12 protein-coding genes and 2 tRNA genes are annotated in these 23102 nt (G+C 49.1%); 9 read left to right on the plus strand and 5 right to left on the minus strand.

Translation table 11 applies throughout. From position 1 onward, the window contains the following. The 5 genes from F452_RS12615 to mnmH all read right to left on the minus strand — a co-directional run. Positions 1-2900 (minus strand): RHS repeat protein (locus tag F452_RS12615; protein ID WP_316928566.1); only part of this gene is annotated, 2900 nt, incomplete at its 3' end. A gap of 2408 nt (positions 2901-5308) precedes the next feature. Then, a complete protein-coding gene (locus F452_RS0102810; protein ID WP_018964732.1) occupies positions 5309-5746 on the minus strand; it encodes a T9SS type A sorting domain-containing protein in 438 nt (145 codons plus the stop codon). Between the two features lie 607 nt (positions 5747-6353). Next, positions 6354-7016: a hypothetical protein gene (locus F452_RS0102815; protein WP_018964733.1), complete on the minus strand. Its 663-nt coding sequence runs from the start codon at positions 7014-7016 to the stop codon at positions 6354-6356. A gap of 139 nt (positions 7017-7155) precedes the next feature. After that, the gene (yedF, locus tag F452_RS0102820) at positions 7156-7770 is read right to left on the minus strand and encodes a sulfurtransferase-like selenium metabolism protein YedF (RefSeq protein ID WP_018964734.1); all 615 of its coding nucleotides are present in this window, start codon (positions 7768-7770) and stop codon (positions 7156-7158) included. Continuing rightward, positions 7767-8801, minus strand: a complete 1035-nt coding sequence (gene mnmH / locus F452_RS0102825) for a tRNA 2-selenouridine(34) synthase MnmH (protein WP_018964735.1) — start codon at positions 8799-8801, stop codon at positions 7767-7769. The genes yedF and mnmH overlap by 4 nt, the downstream gene beginning before the upstream one ends. A gap of 79 nt (positions 8802-8880) precedes the next feature. Here mnmH and hflX point away from each other — a divergent pair, with 79 nt between their 5' ends. The 9 genes from hflX to polA all read left to right on the plus strand — a co-directional run bounded on the left by hflX (position 8881) and on the right by polA (position 23023). Then, on the plus strand, positions 8881-10101 hold the full coding sequence (gene hflX, locus F452_RS0102830; protein ID WP_018964736.1) for a GTPase HflX: 1221 nt from the start codon (positions 8881-8883) through the stop codon (positions 10099-10101). 131 nt (positions 10102-10232) lie between these two features. Continuing rightward, entirely contained in the window at positions 10233-12320 is a 2088-nt protein-coding gene (locus F452_RS0102835) for an RNA degradosome polyphosphate kinase (RefSeq protein WP_018964737.1), read from the plus strand. Between the two features lie 3 nt (positions 12321-12323). Next, the gene (locus tag F452_RS0102840; protein ID WP_033317131.1) at positions 12324-14417 is read left to right on the plus strand and encodes an alpha-L-fucosidase; all 2094 of its coding nucleotides are present in this window, start codon (positions 12324-12326) and stop codon (positions 14415-14417) included. Positions 14418-14552: 135 nt separating this feature from the next. After that, positions 14553-14627, plus strand: a tRNA-Val gene (locus F452_RS0102845). A gap of 44 nt (positions 14628-14671) precedes the next feature. After that, positions 14672-14746 (plus strand) — tRNA-Val (locus tag F452_RS0102850). 79 nt (positions 14747-14825) lie between these two features. Then, complete coding sequence (locus F452_RS0102855) at positions 14826-15710, plus strand: DUF3078 domain-containing protein (RefSeq protein ID WP_018964739.1); 885 nt, start codon at positions 14826-14828, stop codon at positions 15708-15710. Positions 15711-15888: 178 nt separating this feature from the next. Beyond that, complete coding sequence (locus F452_RS0102860) at positions 15889-18192, plus strand: cation:proton antiporter (RefSeq protein WP_018964740.1); 2304 nt, start codon at positions 15889-15891, stop codon at positions 18190-18192. Beyond that, entirely contained in the window at positions 18189-20192 is a 2004-nt protein-coding gene (locus tag F452_RS0102865; protein WP_018964741.1) for an alpha amylase C-terminal domain-containing protein, read from the plus strand. The genes F452_RS0102860 and F452_RS0102865 overlap by 4 nt, the downstream gene beginning before the upstream one ends. A gap of 50 nt (positions 20193-20242) precedes the next feature. Beyond that, positions 20243-23023 (plus strand): DNA polymerase I, encoded by a 2781-nt coding sequence (polA, locus tag F452_RS0102870; protein ID WP_018964742.1) that lies wholly within the window; start codon positions 20243-20245, stop codon positions 23021-23023. The last annotated feature ends 79 nt before the right edge of the window (positions 23024-23102 follow it).

Below are 23102 nucleotides of genomic sequence, written 5' to 3' on the forward strand. Positions count from 1 at the left end.
ACATAGGGATCCGGCGAGAGGAAGCGTCCGATAGCAGGGTCGTACAGTCGGGCATTCATATTGACCAATCCAAACCAGGGAAGATACTCGTGCCCTGTATAGCCCCGTCCGAGCAGGAGCAGTCGGTCATAGTCGGTGGACAACTCTTCGCTTCGGGTATAAGATGTACCGTCGGTATGCAGCAATTTTCCCCATGGGCTGTATCGCATGCGGTGTACCACCGTGCCGGAGGCATCGGTAATATCCGTCACGCTGCCTTGATAATCACGATAGATATAATGCAACTTCCACTGTCCGGAATTGACCCGCACATAGACGGCCGGAGCCGAATAGGCATCTCCGCCGATATAGTAACGCTCGATATTCTTCCTTTGCGTACCGTATGAATCAGCTTCATAGTTGCCGATGTAAGTTCTTTTGAAGAAAGGTTGTTTGAGTTTGGGGGATCTTACCGTCATAGTCGTACGACTATAGTCATCGGCATAGGTCAGCGTTGCTGTATAGCCGTTCCCTGAGATCGTAAGCGGCCGGTCGAAGGAGGCGTACGAGATGTTTTGTCCCGTAGTATCAGCAAATGCTTCCGCTCCCATTTTCAACCCCATATTCACTATTCGATATGGGCTTTGAGTAGAATATATGAATTTCCCAATGTTGCTAATTTCCGTGACATTTCCATTAGGAGTATAGGAGAAAGACGTTAGTGTCGCTATGCCGAGGTCGCCGTTCGGTCTGTGTTCCGCTGCTCTGGTCAATCGATTAAGTCCGTCGTAAGAAAAGTTTTCACATCTACCGGAATTCTTATCGCTTCGCATCAGGAGATTTCCCGTTTGAGGATCGAAATCGTAATTGAATCCACCCACGCCGGTCGTAAATCGCTCGGTAGGTAATCCCACGGTCGAATACTTGTATTCGCGAGTGCGGTTGCCGGTCCTTACTTTAGTAGGCAGTCCCATCGCATTTTCCTTCAAAAGCTGCCAGATCAAGCTACCGTCCTGCAGCGTTTTGCGAGTCAGTGTACCACGCGTATACTGATAAGTTTCTGTCACAGTCGCTCCCGTCGGCAAAGTCGCTGTCTTGCCCTGAAGCTGTCCGAGGGTATTGTACGAGAGTTGTTCGATGAGATTTTTTCCTTCGACTGTCTCCTCTGTGCGAATGAGACGATCCAAATGGTCATAATCATATGTGCGCGAATAACCGCTGGTCGTTATGGCTGATTTGACCAAATCCTTGTCATAGGTATAATTGGTGGTGAATTCGGGGGTCACGGTTTTTTGGAGTCTCCCGAATTCATCATACATAGATGTAATAACCTTTTTACGGGCATCTTTGCGGATGGTTGTACGGCGGCGGCCGGTCCACGTTTCAGTCGTCTCTATTCTGCCCGCACTGGGGTCGATGATAGCTCTCTGACGTCCGTATTGATCATATTCGAATAGGGTCTTGACATTGCCGGGGGCTTTTATCTCCGACGGTTGTCCGTCAGGTCTGTAATGGTATGTGATTTCGCCACCGAGATCGGATACCGATTCCAACAGTCCACTTGCATCCGATACGCGTGTAGTCGTGATTGCTTCCTTGGTTTCGGACACACGTCTTGGTGTATATGCCCATGTCTGCACTGCTCCTGATGCCATGGTCTGCTTCACAGGACGTTTATAGCGGTCATACTCACAGGTATTCCAATGTAAAGGCGTATTTCCTTTGAAAGGCAAGGACTCCCGCTTGAGCAGGCCGGCTGCGGTATACTCTTTGGCCGAGTACAGCCAACTGCCGTCGAAACGCAGCACCCCAGTCTTCACCTCACGACCGTATGCGTCATATTCTGCCAGAGTCTTTCCTCCATCGTTCGTTGATGTTATGACCTGAAAGTTACGGGGATATCCGTTTGTCAGTAATTGGCGGCTATATTCTTCCTTGGATCCGTCGGCTTTCCTTATGGAGGCGATATTACCCCAGAGGTCATAGACTGTACGTACCTCATTGCCTCGGTCGTCACGAATAAGGCATGGGTGCCCATACGCATCATACTCCCCGTAAATAGTCTTCTGCCCGAATATATCGGTTTCGCTTGCAAGTCTGCCTTTGTTGTCATAGGTATAGGCCTTGCCCCGGAAATCGGTGGCATCGTATGGAGCACTCTTCTCCGCCGTCATATTGCCTGCATCATCGTATTCTCGCCTTATTTCTCCCGTTTTGAGGGTTCCGTTTTCACCGGTAAATGAGGTGATACTGATAGGAAGAAAGGTATCGTTGTATGCAATCGTTTCTTTCTGCATCCATCGGTTGCCATTTCTTTTATGAGTCGTAGTTTTGGTCAACGGCAGTCCAAGGCGATAAGAATTGCTTTGCTTGATGTGACGGTAGGTTTGCTCAATAATAGTCTGTACCCCTTCGCCATTGTCTTCCGTCGTCTTCACAGGGAAATCTTCAGAATCATAGGTGTAAGTCCTGGACAGCGTGGTGTTGTTGAGCAGATCCGATTCTTGGGAGGAGATGAGCAGGGGTTTTTCCTTCGGCCCTGTCTGTCCATTGCTTTGGTAGACGAAAGTCGATGTTTTGATTTTGGCCGAGCTATTGAAGCCAATTCTTGTTGTGGAGCTAAGAGGGACTCCTTGCTGCAATGGATCATATAGCGTAACGGTTTCCACTCCATCTCCAAAAGCATAATCCCATGAGGCATAGGTTTTCGTCTCCTTGAAACCGCAAAAACCCAGACCGTGACGATTGATCACACCATCCGAGAAGGTGTATTCTGTCAATTCCCGATGCGGCTCCCCCTTTATACCCTTGGAAACCTTGGATACAGTCTTTAGCGGAAAAGAAAGGTAATTATATCCATCCGGAAGAGGCGGGAAAGTATAGCCGGATTTAGGACTAGCATATTCGTTGGTCTCGATCAATCCGGTACTGCTTTGTACCCCGGTAATAAGGTGGCGGGTTTGTTCGTCACAGGAAACTTCAAAAAAAGAACCAGTGTTATTTTTATCAATTGAGATGATCGAACAACTCCGAATCGGACACAAGTTGTTCATTTGAACCAGCTCTAATGGTTCGGTAATATTGCCATGTAAAAAATCTTCTGATAAGATATAGTCATCTGGGTGAAACTCTCCATTACGATTCAAAAAGATTCTTATTCCATAGCTTGGGTTTTGGATCTCTTCATTATACGGGTCTAAATCTTTATGTCGAGCAGTCTCCACAATATCCGGAAGACCGTCTCGATTGATATCCATCAAATAAAAGTTGCTATGTTCCATTTGGTGGACTAAATCAATCTCTCTAACTACAACCTTTTCTCCATCGAAAGATTTAATCTTCCATTTTTTCCCATTGTCTATAAAGGTGTATTCGGAGGCTCGAGTCGGCTTATTTATTTCAGCTGTGTCCGCAGCACTGACGTCATTGGGATATGGTTCGGGAACGATGACTGTAGTATGGTAAGATCTGTAAGGCTCAATAAGTTGGTCAAGCTTGCCATCTCCATTTATATCTGCGACATGTCTGCTACTGACTGGATCGAAAAAGTTGAGATTAGTTTTGTCTACAACAAAATCTTTGATATTATCCGACCATTTGAATGTATTGTACAGAGAAGATGAGGATAGGGTGGAAGATAACAAAACAGCTTTCCCTTCTCCAGAAATATCCATAAAAAAACAACCGCGAAACTTGTGACACCCATAAATATGTTTAGAAATATAACATTTCCCGTTTTTCATATCTAAAAAAGAAATCTTAAACTGCACCAAATCATCGATTGTCGACTCTTCCGGTATGCATATGAGAGCCTCAACGGCTCCATCTCCATCTGCATCTCCATACATAACGGTTATACTTCCCTCGTAAGATTCATGAGATATCCGATATTGCTTTTCTTCTTTTTCGAATACACCATTTCGAAAATAATATATATTGCATTTGAGATCTTTTTTGTCGCAAAGGAAGGGTATTGAATTCTGAGGGTGACTCATGCAAATAATCTCATCTACTCCGTCTCCATTAACATCTGCTACTTGTATGCTTTTTGTATACGGATCGACACTCAACATTATAGGAGAATTGGCAAATTCCTCACTTGGAACAACTGCCATTTGGACATCATGATAAGTCTGCCAAGTGGTATAAATTTTTTTGGGGAAAGCCACAAAACCTTCCTTGTTGCTACCTTTAAAAAAGCGGCCTCTTATGCGTTCAGTACTGCTATTGTTGAAACTGATGAGGTCGAAAACCTCAGTGGTTTTATATATTTTATCCTCTTGAGAGGAGTCGAATCCATATACAAAAGAGAGAGGATTTAATGATCGATTGTCTGTTATGCAAGAAATTTTGTGTAATTGAGATTTCTTGTGAGATTCTTTATAATCCAAGATGTAAGTACGCAACAAGCTTCCTTGCCCATAAGAGCGAATATGCTTGAGACGTAAATTGCTTTCATACGATTGTCCTGAGATATAAAGAACTGCAAAGTCTGGTCTGTCTTCATATTCCAAATCAATACGGTTGAAGTGACTATCGGCTGTCCGTCCTCCGTAAGCGACTCTGGTCAGAAAATATACGTTTCCGGACAACCGATAAGAATAATCTATCCGGTAGCCGCGAGCATCTACATAAGACGATATAGGATATGAGGCACGAGTCGTTGCATTATCATCAGGCAGACCAAATGTCGCTCTCCCTCCGTCCGGCATAAGGACATCAAAAGAAACCAAAATATCATCATTATACTTAGGCTTTATTCGCACTTTTCCTTTTAAAGTTGTTCCGGTTATGACTCTATCTCCATCTAATGAGAAAGCGTATGTACTTGGTGCGGAAAAATCAGCGGCACAGCTATACCCGTCAAAATAAAGCGTTCGATTCACCAGTGTAATCGCAGATGCTCCCACGAGATTCCATCCGACACCTGCAATCCCTCCTGCAATCGATTGGCTGTTATACGAAAGAGCTATTGTTGGCTTCGCTCCGACCGATGGAGCAGTGAAGATCGGTACAGAATAAGTCTTGGCTCCCGAAGGGCTCACTCCGGATTGATAAGAAATCTCGCCCGGATCCACATCCATATAGATGGGGAGGTTGTCTAACCCAGATATGGTTGCTGCTGCGGCATCCGCTGCTGCTTGAGCCTCTCGCAGTTCACGGATCGAGGTCGCTTTTTGTCTCTGCGATAAGGAGTCAAGAACTTCCAGCGAGAGGATGTCGGCTTTGGATGTAAGCGGAGAGCAGAGAAAAAATGAAGAAAGGGAGAGAAGCGAGGCGTAAAGTTTTTTCATACGTCTATCCTAAATGTTTTAAAGTAAAAAAAGTTTTATTTCTTAATGATTTTCCATGTGGACTGCTCTTTACCGATAAAAAGGCGCATCGCGTAGTTGCCGGCAGGAAGTCGACTCATATCAACTTTCGTATCTCGATGATTGAACGATCCCTGTAGGACTAAGGAGCCATGCATATTGAAGATAGCGTACTTCCCTTTATCCTCAAGAGAGCTGATGGATATGGTCAAAACAGATTCTACCGGGTTCGGATACAGTCTTATCTGTGTGTCTCCCAAAATCTCATTGAACTCTTTAGGTTCGTCTCTTTCTTCTTCGCTCGGCTCTTCACCTGTCGCAATTATGGAATTTATAATGATAACTCTTGCAACCCGATTGCCGGATGCATCATAAACAAAAGAGAGTGTCTGCTGAGCTTTCGCTCCCAAGCACCCCAGAAGAGAAAGAAAAAGCGTGAGCAATAAATGTTTCATAGCCAATTATTAATGATATTTTGCTGCAAAGGAAATATATTTTTCATTATTATAAGCGAGATCGTCTTGATTTTGTGTGTTTTGGGATCCTTTTATTCTTGGCATTTTTCTTGTAAGCTTTTTATGTCGCTCTGTGATAACGGCCTGAATGTCATCCTGTGATGGGTGTGGAAAGAATGAGTTTTTAGGGAAAAAGACAGCCCAAAAAAGTTTTCAAGAATGAAGACAAGCTTAGAATCATTCTAAATAAGCAGCTGAAAGAGAGGAGGACGCGAGGTGAAAAAGAGGAGAAAACGGACTTTTGCAGATCGATATTTGCTTTCCAGGATTCTGTCTGACGATCTGTATATAAACCATTTTCGATTTATATATAGATCGTTTCCAATTTATATATAAATCGTTTTCAATAAATATATAGATCGTAAACGGTTTATATATAAAACCCAGCCTCCAAAAGGCCTTTTCGGGGCATGATAAAAAGAAGACACCCGTCAAGTTCGTGACAGAACCTGGCGGGCGTCGTATAGGATAGGAGCGAAAGAGGGTTGCTCCTTATTTATGCTTTATCGGAAAAGCTTGGAGACTTTGGTTGATTTGAGAATGGGCTTTATTTCTCAATTTTAAAAGGCATAAAGGCCGTTAGATCACCGAATTCGAGAACACATGGACTCGGTTTGTCGAAGGGGTTGGGCTTGCCGTCGGCTTCATACTTATCCCCTTTCTGCAAGTGTACAAGCAGCAATCGCAATTGAGCGTCATTCACTTCTTGGTTAACCCGAATATAACCCGTGAATCCGACCGGGGAATCCAAAAGATGTCCATCGATAAAATCCGAATAATAATAGCTGATCCCTTTGTTGATTACGCTTTCATCGCTCAATAGGTTGAAGAAAAACTGATGTTTTTCGATTTGGTCCGGTTTCAGGAATTGTTGGTTGATCGGGTTGTTTTTTCCATCGAACAGGAATATCTCCATCTTATACCATACTCCTTTTTTGAATTTTAGAGGGGCATTGTCCGGCAAGGGGAAAAAGCTCCCATAGAAGTCCGTATTTAAGTGCTGAATAAAAGGATCTGAGGAATGAGCAACGAATGCTGATGGATTGACGTTGATACTGCCGGCTCCCGGTTCAGTAAGAACCCCTTCCGTAAAGCGACAAACCAATTGAGTCGGGGTGTCATGACCTAAGTCGTTTTTCTTGGATCGGCAGGATCCCAAGAGAATGGTCAGTGCTATGAGTCCGAAGATCGTTTTTCCAATTCGTAACATAAGCTGTTATTCGTTTTTTGTGAGTGTTCTTGTCCTTTTCTTCATGTGACATTCTCCTTCCGATTCATAGGGTATTGGGTTCGCATGGATGGAGAATATCCGCGAACAAAGATATACCAATTGTTCGATGAGCAGTTTCTCAAGGATAGATAATGTGGCGTGTGGCTACTTGAAGCTGCATGATGCGGTACATATTGGAGATGGTACCGATGCGTAGTTTGTCTTTCACCTCATAGTAGTCGGCGCAGGTGCCGCATACGATGATGGGGATGCCGTACTTCTTGTTCAGTTCGGCCAGTGTTTCGGCCGTGTCCGTGCCCTCGACGGCCAGCAGCACCCCTGTATTGTAGAGGATGATATGCGAAGGAAGCCGATCCAGCTCGCCGATAGCATTGACGAAAGCGCGCATCAGGATGCTCCCCAATTCGTCATTTCCAGTGCCCATCCGATTGCTTTTGGCCACGATGAGGTAGTCCCCTTGTGCCACCGCGTGTGGATGCTCGGCCGGGCAGGAAGTCGGGGCCGGTTCTTCGATATGGGTCGATACCCGAAAGGTGAGCGTTGTATAGTCGCCCTCTTCGGATTCGACGGCGACGGCTCCCAATTCACCGATATAGTCGCGCAGGTTGCATTTCGCTGTTTCATTGTCAGTCATTACGGAGATTTCCTCTCCGACGGGAGTGCCGTCGACGGCTTTCTTGAGTAAAATCAGAGGGAGGGGGCAGAGTTTCCCCCGAGTATCTACCACTTTCATGATTGTAAACCTTTTAGATGAGATAGTTCCAGTAGTTTGATGGCTGTTTCGTGAGGTGTATCCGTTTCTACTGCCAGTTGGGCAGCGGGGCTTTCCCTGAATTCTGCCAGCGAGTGTGCGTAAGCCTTGTCGTAGTAGTCCAGAGCCAAGGATACGGCCTCTTCCAGTCGTCCTTCCTTGAGGGCTGTTATGGCTTGTGTCGTAGCGGCTCCTCCCATCCGGCGAGCGATATGCTCGAAAGAGCTTGTCAGAGCCTCTGCATCGTACACGCCGTACTCTTTGGCAATATGGGCGATGCGTACGGGACGAGGAACCGACAGCTCGATCAAAGGAGCTTGACGCATGACTTTGTAGAAATCGTCCGGAAGAAATACACGTCCGATAGTCTTGCTCTCGCTTTCCATCCATATCGGACGATTCGGATCACAAGCGGAGAGAGCATCGTGCAAGAGATTCATGAAATGTTCGGTGGTCGGCTGCTGCTCTTGCCCCAAGGCTCCGAAGGCAGACCCTTTGTGGTGGGCCAATCCTTCCAGATCAATCACCTGTTCCCCCATTTGGGAGAGTTCGTTCAGGATGGGCGTTTTTCCTGATCCCGTATAACCGCCTAAGACGATGAAACGCCAAGGGCAAAGCTTCAGAATATCGGGGAAATGCCGGCGGTATGCTTTGTATCCGCCACGGAGACGACGGATGCGAAGTCCGGCTACGGATAGCAGCCAAGCGACACTCTCGCTTCGCATACCTCCTCTCCAGCAGTAGAGGATGATGTCTCTGCCGGCAGCAAGGGAGCGAGCTTCACGCACCATCTCGGCCATACGCGGCCCAACGAACTCCAATCCTCGCTCTATGGCCGCCTGGCGACTATGTCTGACATAGAGTGTGCCTACCTCGGCTCGTTCCGCATCCGCAAACAGGGGGAAACTCTCTGCGCCCGGAATATGTCCGCGGCGGTATTCTTCCGGAGAGCGGACATCCAAAACGAGAGAGTCGGAGCGGTTGGATAAGAAAAAATCGGTGTCAATCAGCATCGGAAAAATGTCATTTCCTTGGTTCTGAGCGACAAATATACAGATTATCCTTTGCGGCCTTTTCCGTAAGTTTGTGTCCATGAAAGAATTTATCATATCGGAGGCACGAACCGAGCCTACTGTCCTTGTCGGACTGATTACCCCCCAGCAATCGGAAACTCAAGTGCGAGAGTATCTCGATGAGTTGGCTTTCTTGTGCGAAACAGCCGGAGCGCAGCCGATAGCCCGCTTCACCCAGAAACTGGATCAGCCCAATTCCGTAACCTTTGTAGGCAAGGGCAAATTGGATGAGATACGTACCTATGTGCAGGAGAACGAGATCGGTATGGTGGTGTTCGACGACGAACTCTCGCCCAAGCAACTGCGCAACATCGAAAAAGAGCTTCAGACCAAGATCCTCGATCGTACAGGTCTTATCCTCGATATATTCGCCCGTCGGGCACAGACGGCTCATGCCAAAACGCAGGTAGAGCTGGCTCAGTACCAGTACATGCTGCCTCGACTGACGGGGCTGTGGACTCACCTCGAAAGACAGCGTGGCGGTGTCGGTATGAGGGGCCCGGGTGAAAAGCAGTTGGAAACCGACCGCCGTATCGTCTTGGACAAAATAGCTCGGCTCAAAGAAGAACTCAGGGACATCGACAAACAGAAATCCGTGCAGCGCAAGAACCGTGGCAAGATGGTACGCGTTGCTTTGGTAGGCTATACGAACGTCGGGAAGAGTACGCTGATGAATGTCCTCTCCAAAAGTGAGGTCTTCGCCGAAAACAAGCTGTTTGCCACGTTGGATACGACGGTGCGCAAGGTGATCATAGACAATTTGCCCTTCCTGCTGAGCGATACAGTCGGGTTTATCCGCAAACTGCCCACACAGCTGGTCGAATCCTTCAAAAGTACGCTTGATGAGGTGCGCGAGGCAGACTTGTTGGTGCACGTAGTGGATATGTCCCATCCGGCATTCGAGGAACAAATAGAAGTGGTGAACCAAACTCTGGCGGAGATAACGGCCGGAGAGGAAAAGCCGATGCTTCTTCTCTTCAACAAGATCGATGCATTCTCTTTCACTCCCAAAGACGAAGACGATCTTACTCCCCGAACGAAAGAGAACATAAGTGCCGAGGAGCTGCAGCAGACCTGGATGGCCAAGCTTGGGAATGACTGCCTGTTCGTCTCAGCGAAGAAAGGCACCGGGATGGATGCTCTGAAAGCACTGCTCTATGAAAGAGCCAAGGCGATCCACATTACGCGCTTCCCCTACAATGACTTCCTGTTTCAGGACTATTCCGAGGAGATGGAATAAGCCGATACCTCTCCATCGGCTTGCAAAATTCTCTACCTTTGATAAATTGTTGGTTTTAAGACCGTGAAAATTTTGCGGCTCTGCGTATCAACCTTTTCGATCATTAATAACAATAAACGATCAGTTGCACTGTGGACGTATCTGCATATCCTTTTTTTCGTCGCGATATGAGTTGGCTCTCCTTCAACGAACGCGTGTTGATGGAGGCGGCCGACCGGACACTGCCTGTTTATGACAGGATAAAGTTCCTATCCATCTTCTCTTCAAATCTGGAGGAGTTCTATACCGTACGGGTGGCCTATCATCAGGCCGTACTACAGAAACGGCGCGACAGGAGTGAGGCCGAAGAGGATTCCGATGCGGATGCTCATATCCTGCAAGCTATTCGAGAGACTGTAATCAGACAGGACGAGCTGTATTATCGTGTTTTCTACGATCAGATCCTGCCCACCTTGGAGGAACACGGTATCCGATTGCGTACGCATGCCCCCACTCATCCGGATCATAAAGCCTACCTGCGTCGTTTCTTCCACGAGGAGATTTTCCCTCTGCTCTATCCGATGCTGTTGCTGCCGAGCAAGGTACGTACGTTTATCCGTTCGGGTAGGGTGTATCTGGCTGTTCGGCTCAAAGAAAAAGAGACGGACGAGGCCTACAGCTATGCACTGCTCAATGTGCCTACCGATGGCCTTCCTCGCTTCGTAGAGTTGCCGCGGCTCCAGACCGACACGTTTTATTACTACTCTTTTCTGGAAGATATTATCAAAGAGCATCTGGATGTAGTCTTCCCCGGGTATGAGGTGATGGACAGCTATTCGATCAAAGTATCCCGCGATGCCGATTTGCTGTTGGATGCACAGCGTCCTGAAGATTTGCCCGGAGAGATTCGCAAGAAGGTGAAGACCCGCAAGCTCGGTGCTCCTACGCGATTCATGTATGATGGGCGCATGCCCGACGAGGTGCTGCGATACATCTGCAGTTCGTGCGACATCGACCCGGAGGAGGCTATTCGGAGTGGAAACTATGTCAATCTGCAAGATCTGGCTATGCTGCCCAATCCGTTTGCCCCCAGACTGGAGACACTCACGCCGGAGCCTCTCCTCTCGAAGCATTTGGAGCAGGCTCCTTCTCTGATGGAAGGCATTCGCAGGAAGGACTACCTGATTCATGTTCCTTACTATACGTACGACTATGTCGTGCGTCTGCTGATGGAAGCGGCCATCTCACCGGATGTGTCGGAAATACGCCTTACGCAGTATCGCGTAGCGGAAAATTCGTCCATTATCAGTGCGTTGGAAGCGGCTGCACAGAGTGGAAAGAAGGTATCTGTCTTCGTGGAGCTGAAAGCCCGATTCGATGAGGAAAACAATCTGCGTTTGTCAGAGCGTATGCGCCGTTCCGGGATTCGGATCGTTTATAGTATGCCCGGGCTGAAAGTTCATGCCAAGACGGCTCTCATCCTTTATCATACGCCTGCGGGCGAACGTCCGCAAGGCATCGCTTTACTCTCTACGGGGAATTTTAATGAGACCACTGCTCGTATTTACTCCGACACTACGCTGATGACTGCCAATACGGACATCGTGCACGATGTGTACCGTCTCTTCCGTATTTTGGATGGGGATCCCGAGCCGGCACGATTCAGTCGCCTGCTTGTGGCTCGCTACAACATGAGCGAGGCCATTACCAATCTGATCGAACGCGAGATAGAAAACGTGAAACGTGGCAAGCGTGGCTATATGCTTCTGAAGATGAACGGCCTACAGGACAAAAACGTCATCACACAGCTTTATCGGGCTTCCGAGGCCGGTGTGGAGATCGATCTGATCGTGCGAGGCATCTGCTGTTTGGTGCCTGATATGCCACAGAGTCGCAATATACGTGTCACCCGATTGGTGGATATGTATTTGGAGCACAGCCGTATCTGGTGCTTCCACAACGGAGGGAAAGAAGAGGTATTCATCTCTTCGGCCGACTGGATGAAGCGCAATCTTTACAACCGCATCGAGACCGCATGCCCGGTGTTGGATTCTGCTCTACGAAGAGAGATTATCGATATATTGGAGATTCAGCTTCGCGACAATATCAAGGCTTGTCGGATCGATTCTTCACTCAACAACATTTACAAACACAATAGCGATGAGAAACCGGTTCGCGCACAGGCGGCCATCTATCGCTATCTCAAAGAAAAAGAAGACGCCACACCTGCTGCAAAATAAATGATGAACAAGACATTCTTCCTTCGTGCCTTGCTGTCGCTGACAGCTATCTGCTCCTTGTCTCTATCGCTCGTGGCACAACGACATTCGGCGGCCTTCGAGCGTTGGCATCACGACAAATTCAGCCTTTTCATCCATTACGGCCTCTACAGTGAACTTGGAGGAGTTTGGCAAGGCAAACCTGTGAAGAACGGATATAGCGAACAGATCTACTCTTTCGGAATACGCGATATGAAGCAATACGAGCCGGTGGCCAAGCGGTTCCGCCCCGGCAGATGGGATGCCGATGCCATAGTGGCTTTGGCTCGGAAAGCAGGGATGAGGAGTATCGTGTTTACTTCCAAGCATCACGATGGCTTCTGCATGTATGGCTCGGCTGAGACTCCATTCAATATCGTGGAAGCCACACCTTCGCGTCGCGATGTAATGAAAGAATTGAGCGATGCTTGTCAGCGTTCGGGTATGAAGTTCGGCGTTTACTTTTCTCTTATCGATTGGCATTTTCCGGAAGCCAATCCGATCAGCGATCACAACGCAGACCGGATTACCCCGGCACATCACCAATACAATATGCGTCAGGTGAGAGAGATCCTCACAGGTTACGGCCCCGTCAGCGAATTGTGGTTCGATATGGGATCGCTTACGCCCGAGCAGAGTGAAGAGCTGTATCGTCTGGTGCATGAGCTGCAGCCCGACTGTATGGTCAGCGGACGCTTAGGCAATGACCGAGCAGACTTTGCCGTCATGGGAGACAATGAACTTCCTACCGAGCCGATTGCCATTCCTTGGCAGACGGCGGCATCCATGTTCCCCGAGACATGGGGCTATCGTTCATGGCAGGAGAGAGGCACTATTCGGGACAAAGCGCGTGAGAAGTTCGAAGATCTGGTGCGAGTGGTGTGCCGTGGGGGCAATTATCTGCTGAATATAGGCCCTGAAGGTGACGGATCCGTCTTGCCATACGAATCGGAGGTGTTGCTGGCCATGGGCGAATATCTCGATATGTATGGAGAAGGTATTTACGGCACGGAACGCTCTCCTTTTCCCGAACTTTTGCCCTTTGGCGAGGTTTCGGTTCGCGATTCCATGCTCTATCTGTTTGTCCGTCCGGACATGGCCGGCAAGGAGATATTCATTCCGGTAAATGGAGAGTATCTGGAAGAGGTGAGCAATTTGACCAACGCTTCACCGCTCGATATGAACATTCGCAAGACCGGTGTTCGTATCCGGATGCCTGCAAGCATGCCAAAGTCTTTCCTTGTGCTGGCTCTGGCATTCAATAGAAACGATTTTGTACTGGCAGACCGCCCGCAGAGCTATCCCTTGCATACGGCCAATAGCTCTCGAATATACGGGCATAGCTGCTGGGACTACTATACGGGATTCAAGAGTGTAACGGGTATGAAGTGGCAGGCGGTTTCTGCTCCCCATATGATTATATATACGGACAAGGAAGCCGGCAAGACACTACGCCTCTCGGTAGGATCTCAAGACCGAGAGATCACGTTGGCTGGTGGAAAGTCCGAGGTTGTAACGGCTTCGCACGACAGCCTGTCATGGGGCAAGCCCTATGTTCGGCGAGTGGGTGGGGTATTCGGAATGATTCCTGACAATATCCTCCGAGGCGATTCCATCCCTCTACCCTTACCCAAAGGGTGGGAAGAAATGCCTATAGGACAAGTGGAGAAAAAGCCTTGGGGAGAGATCAGCTCCTGCCTGCTGGTGCAGGATATTGTGTCCGATAAGGAGCAGACTGTGCCCTGCCACCTCACTTTCGGCAATGGCGTATATGTGACGCTCAATGGCAAGCAAATCACTGCCGAACTGATTCGGGAGACCGGTGTGCCTCATGAGCTAACTGTCTGCCTGCCATTGCAAAAAGGGAAAAATCGGTTGGCCGTGAAGTTTATGAACAGATTCGGAGAAGAATTGATACGAGGCATCAGCTGGCCTAAGTCATACACTCGCTATATATTGCCCATTGAAGGGTTTCCATTGGTGAAAGCCGGAAAGTCGGGGATCCCCATCGAGCTTCGTCCGGCGTCCGTTCGGTATCAGGGTACGCCTGCATCTATTCCTAATATAGTCCTGCTTTAATCGGGTAAGCGGGGGCTTGAGACGAAAAAAGATGAGGTAAAAACGAGAATTTGTTGTACAGTTAAAAATATCCTTTATCTTTGCGCTGTCTTTCAGGAAGTCAATGGATTTTTCTTTGCAGAGACATTGCCAAGAGGGCCTATAGCTCAGCTGGTTTAGAGCATCTGCCTTACAAGCAGAGGGTCATAGGTTCGAATCCTATTGGGCCCACTCGATGGCAAACAAAGCAACGATGACCGAGAAAGATGATAAAGGGGCCTATAGCTCAGCTGGTTTAGAGCATCTGCCTTACAAGCAGAGGGTCATAGGTTCGAATCCTATTGGGCCCACCTTTTTTTTAAAGCCGTGCAAGCATCGATGATTCTTGTGTGGCTTTTTTGTTTTAACTAAAAAAGAAGAAAAAAACAGATGAAACGACTGATTATTTTTCTGGCAATGGGTGGCTCGCTGTTCACCCTTGCGAAAGCACAAGTAGCAAACACTGCATCAGACGCTCCCCAAAAGGACTGGACTATAAAAGGTGTGACCGGACTCAATGCCTCCCAAACCTCTTTGACGAATTGGGCAGCCGGTGGAGAAAACACGGTGGCGGGGAACCTCTATTTGAATATAGATGCCAACTACCTGAAAGGCAAATGGAGTTGGGACAACGGTCTTCGCACAGATTTCGGTCTGACCTATACGACGGCCAATAAATGGAACAAGAGTGTAGACAAGATCGAACTCTTCACGAAGGGTGGCTATGAGATCGGCCGCAATTGGTACGGTAGTGCTCTTTTCACTTTCCTTTCACAGTATGCTAAAGGATATGAGAAGCCCTCTGATCACCTGACAGGAGTAAAGCATATCTCTAATTTCTTTGCTCCAGCTTATTTCACTCTTGGTGCCGGTGCGGACTACAAACCCAATGAGAAGTTTTCTCTCTACCTCTCTCCTGCAACAGGTAAGCTGACGGTAGTGGCTGACGACTACCTGTCCGGCTTGGGTGCTTTCGGTGTGAAAGCCGGTGAAAAGACCCTGTTCGAGCTTGGTGCCTTGGTAGTTGGTTCGGCCAACATCAATCTAATGGAGAATGTCAGCCTGATAACCAAGGCTTCGTTCTTCACGGCTTATACACATGACTTCGGCAACATCGACATCAACTGGGAGGCTATGCTGGCAATGAAGATCAACAAGTTCCTCACAGCTACGGTAGCCACCAACCTTATCTACGACGATGACGTGAAGATCAACGATGGTCCGAAAATCCAGTTCAAGGAAGTTGTAGGCGTGGGTGTTGCGTACACTTTCTAAATAAAGAATCTCAATTTCTGACAGCGAAGGCTGCGACTGCCTGCAAAGGATGGTCGCAGCCTTTGATGTTTTTGCTTGGATTGACTTCGTTAGGAGAGTAGATGCCAAAATAAAAATTACGTCCGAGAATCTTAGCTTTTTAGTACCTTTAGGCTGTGATAATATTCAGATCTGCTACATGAAACAATCGGGGACGACTGCACGCAAGCTAACGATATTCTATGTCGGTATGCTTCTTTTCTTTTTGATCGGACTTTGGCTTTTCGCCACTATCGGGAAAGAGCTTGAACCCAATATGGCTGATCAGGTTGTGTCTGTCCATGGGCGAGGCGGATTGTCGGGTGCATTCGATTCTTTCAGCGAGTCCGTACACCATCATTTCACCGGTACTATCGGTATCCTGTTATTGCAGATCATCGTTATTCTTACGGTGGCGAGGCTCGTAGCTTGGTTCTTCGGAAAAGTCGGCCAGCCTACTGTAATCGGAGAAATCGTGGCCGGTATATTGCTTGGCCCATCTCTTTTGGGAGCCGTTTGGCCTCAAGCTTATGAAGCTCTTTTCCCTTTGTCCAGTTTGGCCAATCTGGAACTGCTCAGTCAGTTCGGCCTCATCTTGTTTATGTTTGTCATCGGTATGGAGCTCAATATAAATGATATCAAGCCTCGCTTCAGCCAGTCGATGATCATCAGCCATGCGGGTATCTTTATCCCCTTTCTCTTAGGTTTGCTGATCAGCTACATGACATACAAGGATTATGCTGCCGACACCACAACCTTCCTCCCTTACGGCCTCTTTATCGGTATCTCGATGAGTATCACGGCTTTTCCCGTATTGGCCAGAATCATACAGGAGCGCCAATTGGGGAAGAGTCACCTCGGGATGCTTTCTATCAGCACAGCTGCGGCAGGAGACATTTCGGCTTGGTTGATGCTCGCCGGAGTAATGGCTATTACCCAAAGCGGTAGCTTTCTCAGTGCCATATACAACTTCCTCTTCCTCATACTCTACCTCTTGGTTATATTCGGACTCATACGGCCTTTCTTCAAAGTAATCGGACGGCTCTATGACAACCAGGAGGTCGTGAGCAAAACGATGATCGGCTTTATTTTCGTTTTGCTGTTGGCTAGTGCCTATGCCACCGAACTATTGAGTATGCATGCCCTGTTCGGTGCTTTTATGCTCGGCTTGGTGATGCCGGAAAACCTCAAATTCCGGAAGATTCTGACAGAGAAGGTTGAAGATGTCTCCCTTACCCTGTTCCTCCCCTTATTTTTCGTTAGTTCCGGTTTGCAGACGAAATTGGGATTGCTCGATAGTGCTTCCCTCTGGCTGCTCACCGGCGCGTTCACCTTGGTGGCGATCATCGGTAAGTTCGGCGGTACCTATGTGGCAGCGAGGATCTGTGGAGAGAGGAAGAAAGCATCGCTTTACTTAGGAGCGTTTATGAATACGCGTGGCTTGATGGAGCTTGTCGTGCTGGCTATCGGACGCGAGTTGGGTATCCTCCCTCCGGTTATCTTCACTATTCTGGTGATGATGACGCTGATCACCACTTTCATGACCACTCCTTTGCTCCGACTTATAGATCTTTTCTTCAAGCGTGAGACCCAGCTTGAGAATGCAGCACTCCAGAAAGAAAACAGCGGAGCGGTATTGCTTTCGTTCGGACGAGCTTCGAGCGGTGCCCATCTGCTCCATGCTACAGATCTTTTGATGCATCGGAATGATGAGAAACCCTCTGTTACGGCTCTTCATATCACGGTCGGAAGCGACACGAATCTGACCTCTTCGGAAGTGTATGAGGAAAGAGCTTTTGCCCCTATTCTTGAAGAAAGCGATCGGAGGAAGCTCCCGATCAGAACTCTGCACCACCATATTTTCGAGCATCCTGAAGCAGAAGTGGTTCGTACGGTCAATGACGGTGGCTACAGCTTCCTGCTGGTCGGTGCGGGTATCAATTTGTCCGACCGAAAGAGCGACAAGGAGTTGTTGTATTTCCGCAGAAAGTTGCAGAAGAAAATAGGCCCTATCTCCATTGCTCCTCCCGAAGCCCTGTTGAATGCGCATGAGATGCTGAGGGATAAAATGCATTACTTCATCGAGCAGACGCAATGCAGTGTGGGTATTTTTATTCATCGTGGATTCAAGCATGCGGGTAAGGTCTTGCTCCTGATGGAGAACGAAGGTGACGAGGAACTCCTCGTCTATGCCCGTTCACTGGCTCGCAACAATGGCAGTGTGCTCGATGTGCTGCCCGAGACCGACGGTTTGCTTCCGGCTCTATCCACGGGAGAAAACAGACTGAAAGCCGGATTGCCATCGACAATCAATATCAGTAGCTACCACTTTATGCTCGTCAGCTACCGCTATTGGTTGCGCTTTGCCGATGAGTGTCCGAGCGTGATCGAGCACTTGCCCTCCACTATTATTATCCATCATCGAAATAACCCCTCTTCGACATTGAAAGCTGCAATGGCATGAGAATAATCGAACAAGATCCTTGGCTGCGCCCGTACGAATCAGTAATAGAAAGCAGACTGAAATACGCTCGCAAACGAGAGACGGATTTGACCGGAGGAAGATCCGGTGGATTGAGCGACTTCGCCAATGGACATCTTTATTACGGACTTCATCAGGAGGGGGATTCGTGGGTGATTCGTGAGTTCGCTCCCGAAGCCACCGCCGTATATCTGATCGGCGAACTTTCGCGCTGGCGTAGATTGCCGCAGTTTCGGTTTGCTCCTGTGGACGAAGTGGGTTCATGGGAATTACGGATTCCAAGCCGATTGCTTCCTCACGGCTCTCGTTACAGGCTCTTCTTCGAATGGCCCGGCGGTGAAGGAGAGAGGATACCGGCTTGGTGCAACCGTGTAGTACAGGATCCTGAAACTTATCTCTTCTACGCCCAAGTGTGGATGCCGGGTCTTCCCTACGAAATGAAACACCCTCGTCCCAACCGTAAAGACGAGCCGCTGCTGATTTATGAATGCCATATCGGGATGTCGTCCGAGGAGGAGAAGGTCAGCACATACGAAGAGTTTCGGCGCGATGTCCTCCCCCGTATCTGCAAGGACGGCTACAACGCCATACAGCTCATGGCAGTACAGGAACATCCTTATTACGCATCGTTCGGCTATCATGTGTCGAGCTTTTTCGCTCCGAGCAGTCGTTTCGGGACGCCCGAAGATCTCAAGCGTCTGATCGATGACGCCCATGGCCTCGGTTTGTACGTGATCATGGATCTGATACATTCGCATGCGGTCAAGAACGAGGTCGAAGGCTTGGGTTTGTATGACGGCACGCATACCCTTTTCTTCCATGAAGGCCGCGGACTTCATCCGGCATGGGATTCGTATTGTTTCGACTACGGTAAGGACAACGTACTGCACTTCCTCCTCTCCAACTGCAAATACTGGCTGACAGAATTTGGATTCGATGGCTTCCGTTTCGATGGTGTGACCTCGATGCTCTACTATAGCCATGGACTCGGCGATACGTTCGACAATTACGACAGCTATTACAACGGCCATCAGGACGACGATGCCATTGCTTATCTGATCCTGGCCAATAAACTTATTCACGAACTTCGCCCCGATGCAATCACGATAGCCGAAGAGGTAAGCGGCATGCCCGGATTAGCTCTTCCCTTGGCAGATGGCGGATATGGCTTTGACTACCGTTTGGCCATGAATATCCCTGATTTCTGGATCAAACTCATCAAAGAGCATCGTGACGAAGACTGGAATCCCGGCGACATCTGGTATCAATTGACCAATCGCCGTCAGGAGGAAAAGACGATCAGCTATGCCGAGAGTCACGACCAGGCTTTGGTCGGGGACAAGACAATCATATTTCGCCTGATCGATGCCGATATGTATTGGTATATGAACAAGCAGAGTTCTGTACATAGCGTGGACAGAGGCATCGCACTGCTGAAGATGATCCGTCTCTTCACCGCCACGACGATGAATGGTGGTTATCTCAATTTCATGGGCAACGAATTCGGGCATCCCGAATGGATCGACTTCCCTCGCGAAGGGAATGGCTGGTCTTATAAGTACGCCCGCAGGCAGTGGAGTCTGGCCGATAGCCCTTTCTTGCGCTATGCAGGTCTGCACTTGTTTGATCAGGATATGATAGCCATGATACAATCGGTAGAGAGCTTTCACAAGCTCCCTTTGCGCGAATACTGGCTCAAGAGTGAAGAGCAGGTGATCTGTTTCGGTCGAGGCGATTTCTTCTTCGTTTTCAATTTTCACCCCGAACGTTCTTATTCGGATTATCCCATCCCTCTTCCGGCCGGTAAGTATTCGGTAGCGATGAGCACCGATGCACGGAAGTACGAAGGTTTCGGCCGTGTGGACGAATGGGTGGAGCACTTTACCCTTCCGGATGGGAGTAAAGATCGGCTTACTCATGGACAGCATCTGAACCTCTATCTGCCGGCTCGCTCTGCTCTCGTTCTGAAGCTTGCCGACTGACAGCTTGCCCTCTCCTTTTTTCAAATCCCTCCCTCTAACTAAGATTCGATATGACCGAGCGACTTTTTCTTCTTGATGCTTATGCCCTCATCTTTCGTGCCTATTATGCTTTCATCCGTAGCCCGCGGATCGATTCTACAGGTCGTGACACCGGAGCCGTGTTCGGCTTTGCCCTGACCTTATTGGATATACTGGAGAAGGAGTCGCCGGAGCATATCGCCGTGGTATTCGATCCTCCGGGAGGCAGTTTCCGTCATCGCGAGTATGCAGAGTACAAGGCTCAACGAGAGGAAACGCCGGAAGGTATTCGTATCGCCATCCCTTTAATTAAAGAGATGTTGGCAGCTTTCCGTATTCCTGTTGTTGAAGTGCCGGACTTCGAAGCGGACGATACGATAGGTACTTTGGCCAAACAAGCCGAAGAGCAAGGGCTTGCCGTCAGGATGGTAACACCCGATAAAGACTTCGGCCAGCTGGTGTCCGAGCGCATCAAGATCTATCGGCCTAAGACGGGAGGAGGCTATGAAACGTGGGGGCCGGCAGAAGTCTGCGAAAAGTTCGGACTCTCCGCCCCCGAGCAAATGATAGATTACCTCGGCCTCGTAGGGGACAGCTCGGACAATATACCCGGATGTAAAGGCATCGGAGCGAAAACGGCCGAGAAGCTACTGGCCGAGTATGGAAGCATAGACGGCATATACGCCCACCAAGATGAATTGAAAGGAGCTGTGGCCAAGAAAATTCAGGAGGGAGAAGAGCAAACGCGCTTCTCGCGATACTTGGCCACCATCCGCACGGATGCTCCCATCGCCTTCGATGCCGAAGCCTATCGACGTACTTCGCCGGATATGGCAGCCGTTCGCGAGTGCTTCGCCGCACTGGAATTTCGCACCTTGCTAAAACGGTTGGAAGGAGCACGAGCCGATGCTCCTGCTACAGATCTGTTTGCCGGCGTAGTACAGGATCAAGAGCCGCCCACGGATTTGTTCGGAGATGGTACTGACGATACCGGGCATCCACTGAAAACGTTGCTTGATGTACCACACGAATATACGATTCTCGAAACCGAGGAAGAGATAGCGGATTGCATCCGAATATTCTCTGCCACGCCTCGTTTCTCATTCGACACAGAGACCGACTCGAAAGATGCACTTCGGGCCAATATCGTTGCCGTCACGCTATGTGCCGAATCGGGACGGGCTTTCTTCATACCCCTACCGGAAGGCGAAGAAGCCGGAAGGCGCAGGTTAGACCTCTTGCGTCCGCTTTTTGCCGATGCTGCTATCGGCAAAGTCGGCCAGAATATGAAGTACGACATCCAAGTGCTCTCCCGCTACGGTGTCGAAGTGCGCGGACAGCTGTTCGATACGATGATAGCCCACTATCTCCTCTTGCCCGATCTCCGGCACAATATGGACGAGATGGCAGAGACGCTTTTGGGCTATCGCACCATTCGCTATTCGGATCTGGTCGGCAGCGACAAGCAAGAGATGCACATCCGTCAGGTGCCATTGCAGAATCTGGCGGACTATGCCATGGAGGATGCCGACGTCACATGGCAGCTATACGAACGCCTCAATACGATGCTCTCCGAGGAAGGGATGACCTCCTTGTTTGAAAGCATAGAGATGCCGCTCGTACCGGTACTTGCCGATATGGAATGCTCCGGAGTAAAGCTGGACACGGAAGTCCTCCGGCGCACGGCATCGGGTCTTGGCGAGGAGATGCAGCGGATAGAAGACGAAATCTACCGTTTGGCCGGACACTCATTCAACATCAACAGCCCTTCACAAGTCGGAACCGTGCTCTTCGAGGAACTGCAAATCACAGAAAAACCTAAGAAAACGAAGTCCGGCAGCTACTCTACCAACGAAGAAATTCTGGTCAAGCTACAGGAAAAGCATCCCATCGTGCGACTTATCCTCGACTATAGAGGAATCAAGAAATTGCTCAGTACCTATGTGGAAGCCCTGCCGGAGATGCGCTACCCCGATGGCAAGCTGCATACCTCGTTCAATCAGACCGTCGCCACCACGGGACGTCTCTCCAGCAGCAATCCCAATCTGCAAAACATTCCGATCCGTACCGAAGTCGGGAGGGGGCTGAGGGCTGCTTTCGTGCCGGACAATGACGAATGTATTTTCATGAGTGCGGACTACTCTCAGATCGAGCTGCGACTGATGGCGCATCTGAGTGAAGATGAGAGCTTGATACAGGCTTTCCTCCATGGGGAAGACATCCACCGAGCCTCGGCAGCCAAAATATACGGCCTGCCACTTGCAGAAGTTACGGACGACATGCGTCGCCATGCCAAGACGGCCAACTTCGGGATCATCTACGGTATCTCTGCTTTCGGGCTTAGCGAGCGGCTCAATATCTCCCGAACCGAAGCCAAGGCTTTGATCGAAGGTTACTTTGCCTCTTACCCGGGGGTTAAAGCGTATATGGATCGGAGTATTGCCGAAGCCAAGCGACAGGGCTACGTCACCACACTGTTCGGTCGCAAGCGATTCCTTCGGGACATAAACAGTGCCAATGCCGTAGTCCGCGGTTATGCAGAGCGAAATGCGATCAATGCTCCCATACAAGGCTCTGCTGCCGACCTGATCAAGCTGGCGATGATCAGAATACACGAAGAAATCATTGCACGCAAGCTACAGAGCCGGATGATCCTGCAAGTGCATGACGAACTGAACTTCAACGTGCTCCGTCCCGAAGCTGCAGAAGTCCGCGAGCTGGTTCGCTCGTGTATGGAGGGCGTGATGCCCTCTTTGCGCGTTCCTCTGATAGCCGAGATCGGCGAAGGTACCAACTGGCTGGAGGCACACTGACGCTTTTCCCCGAGAAGAAGCATATACCATAGTCATAGAAAAAACGAGCATAGACGGGTCTTTCTTTCGTAGCCGGTTT

This window comes from Porphyromonas gulae DSM 15663, assembly GCF_000378065.1.
In the GTDB taxonomy this organism is placed as follows: Bacteria; Bacteroidota; Bacteroidia; order Bacteroidales; family Porphyromonadaceae; genus Porphyromonas; species Porphyromonas gulae.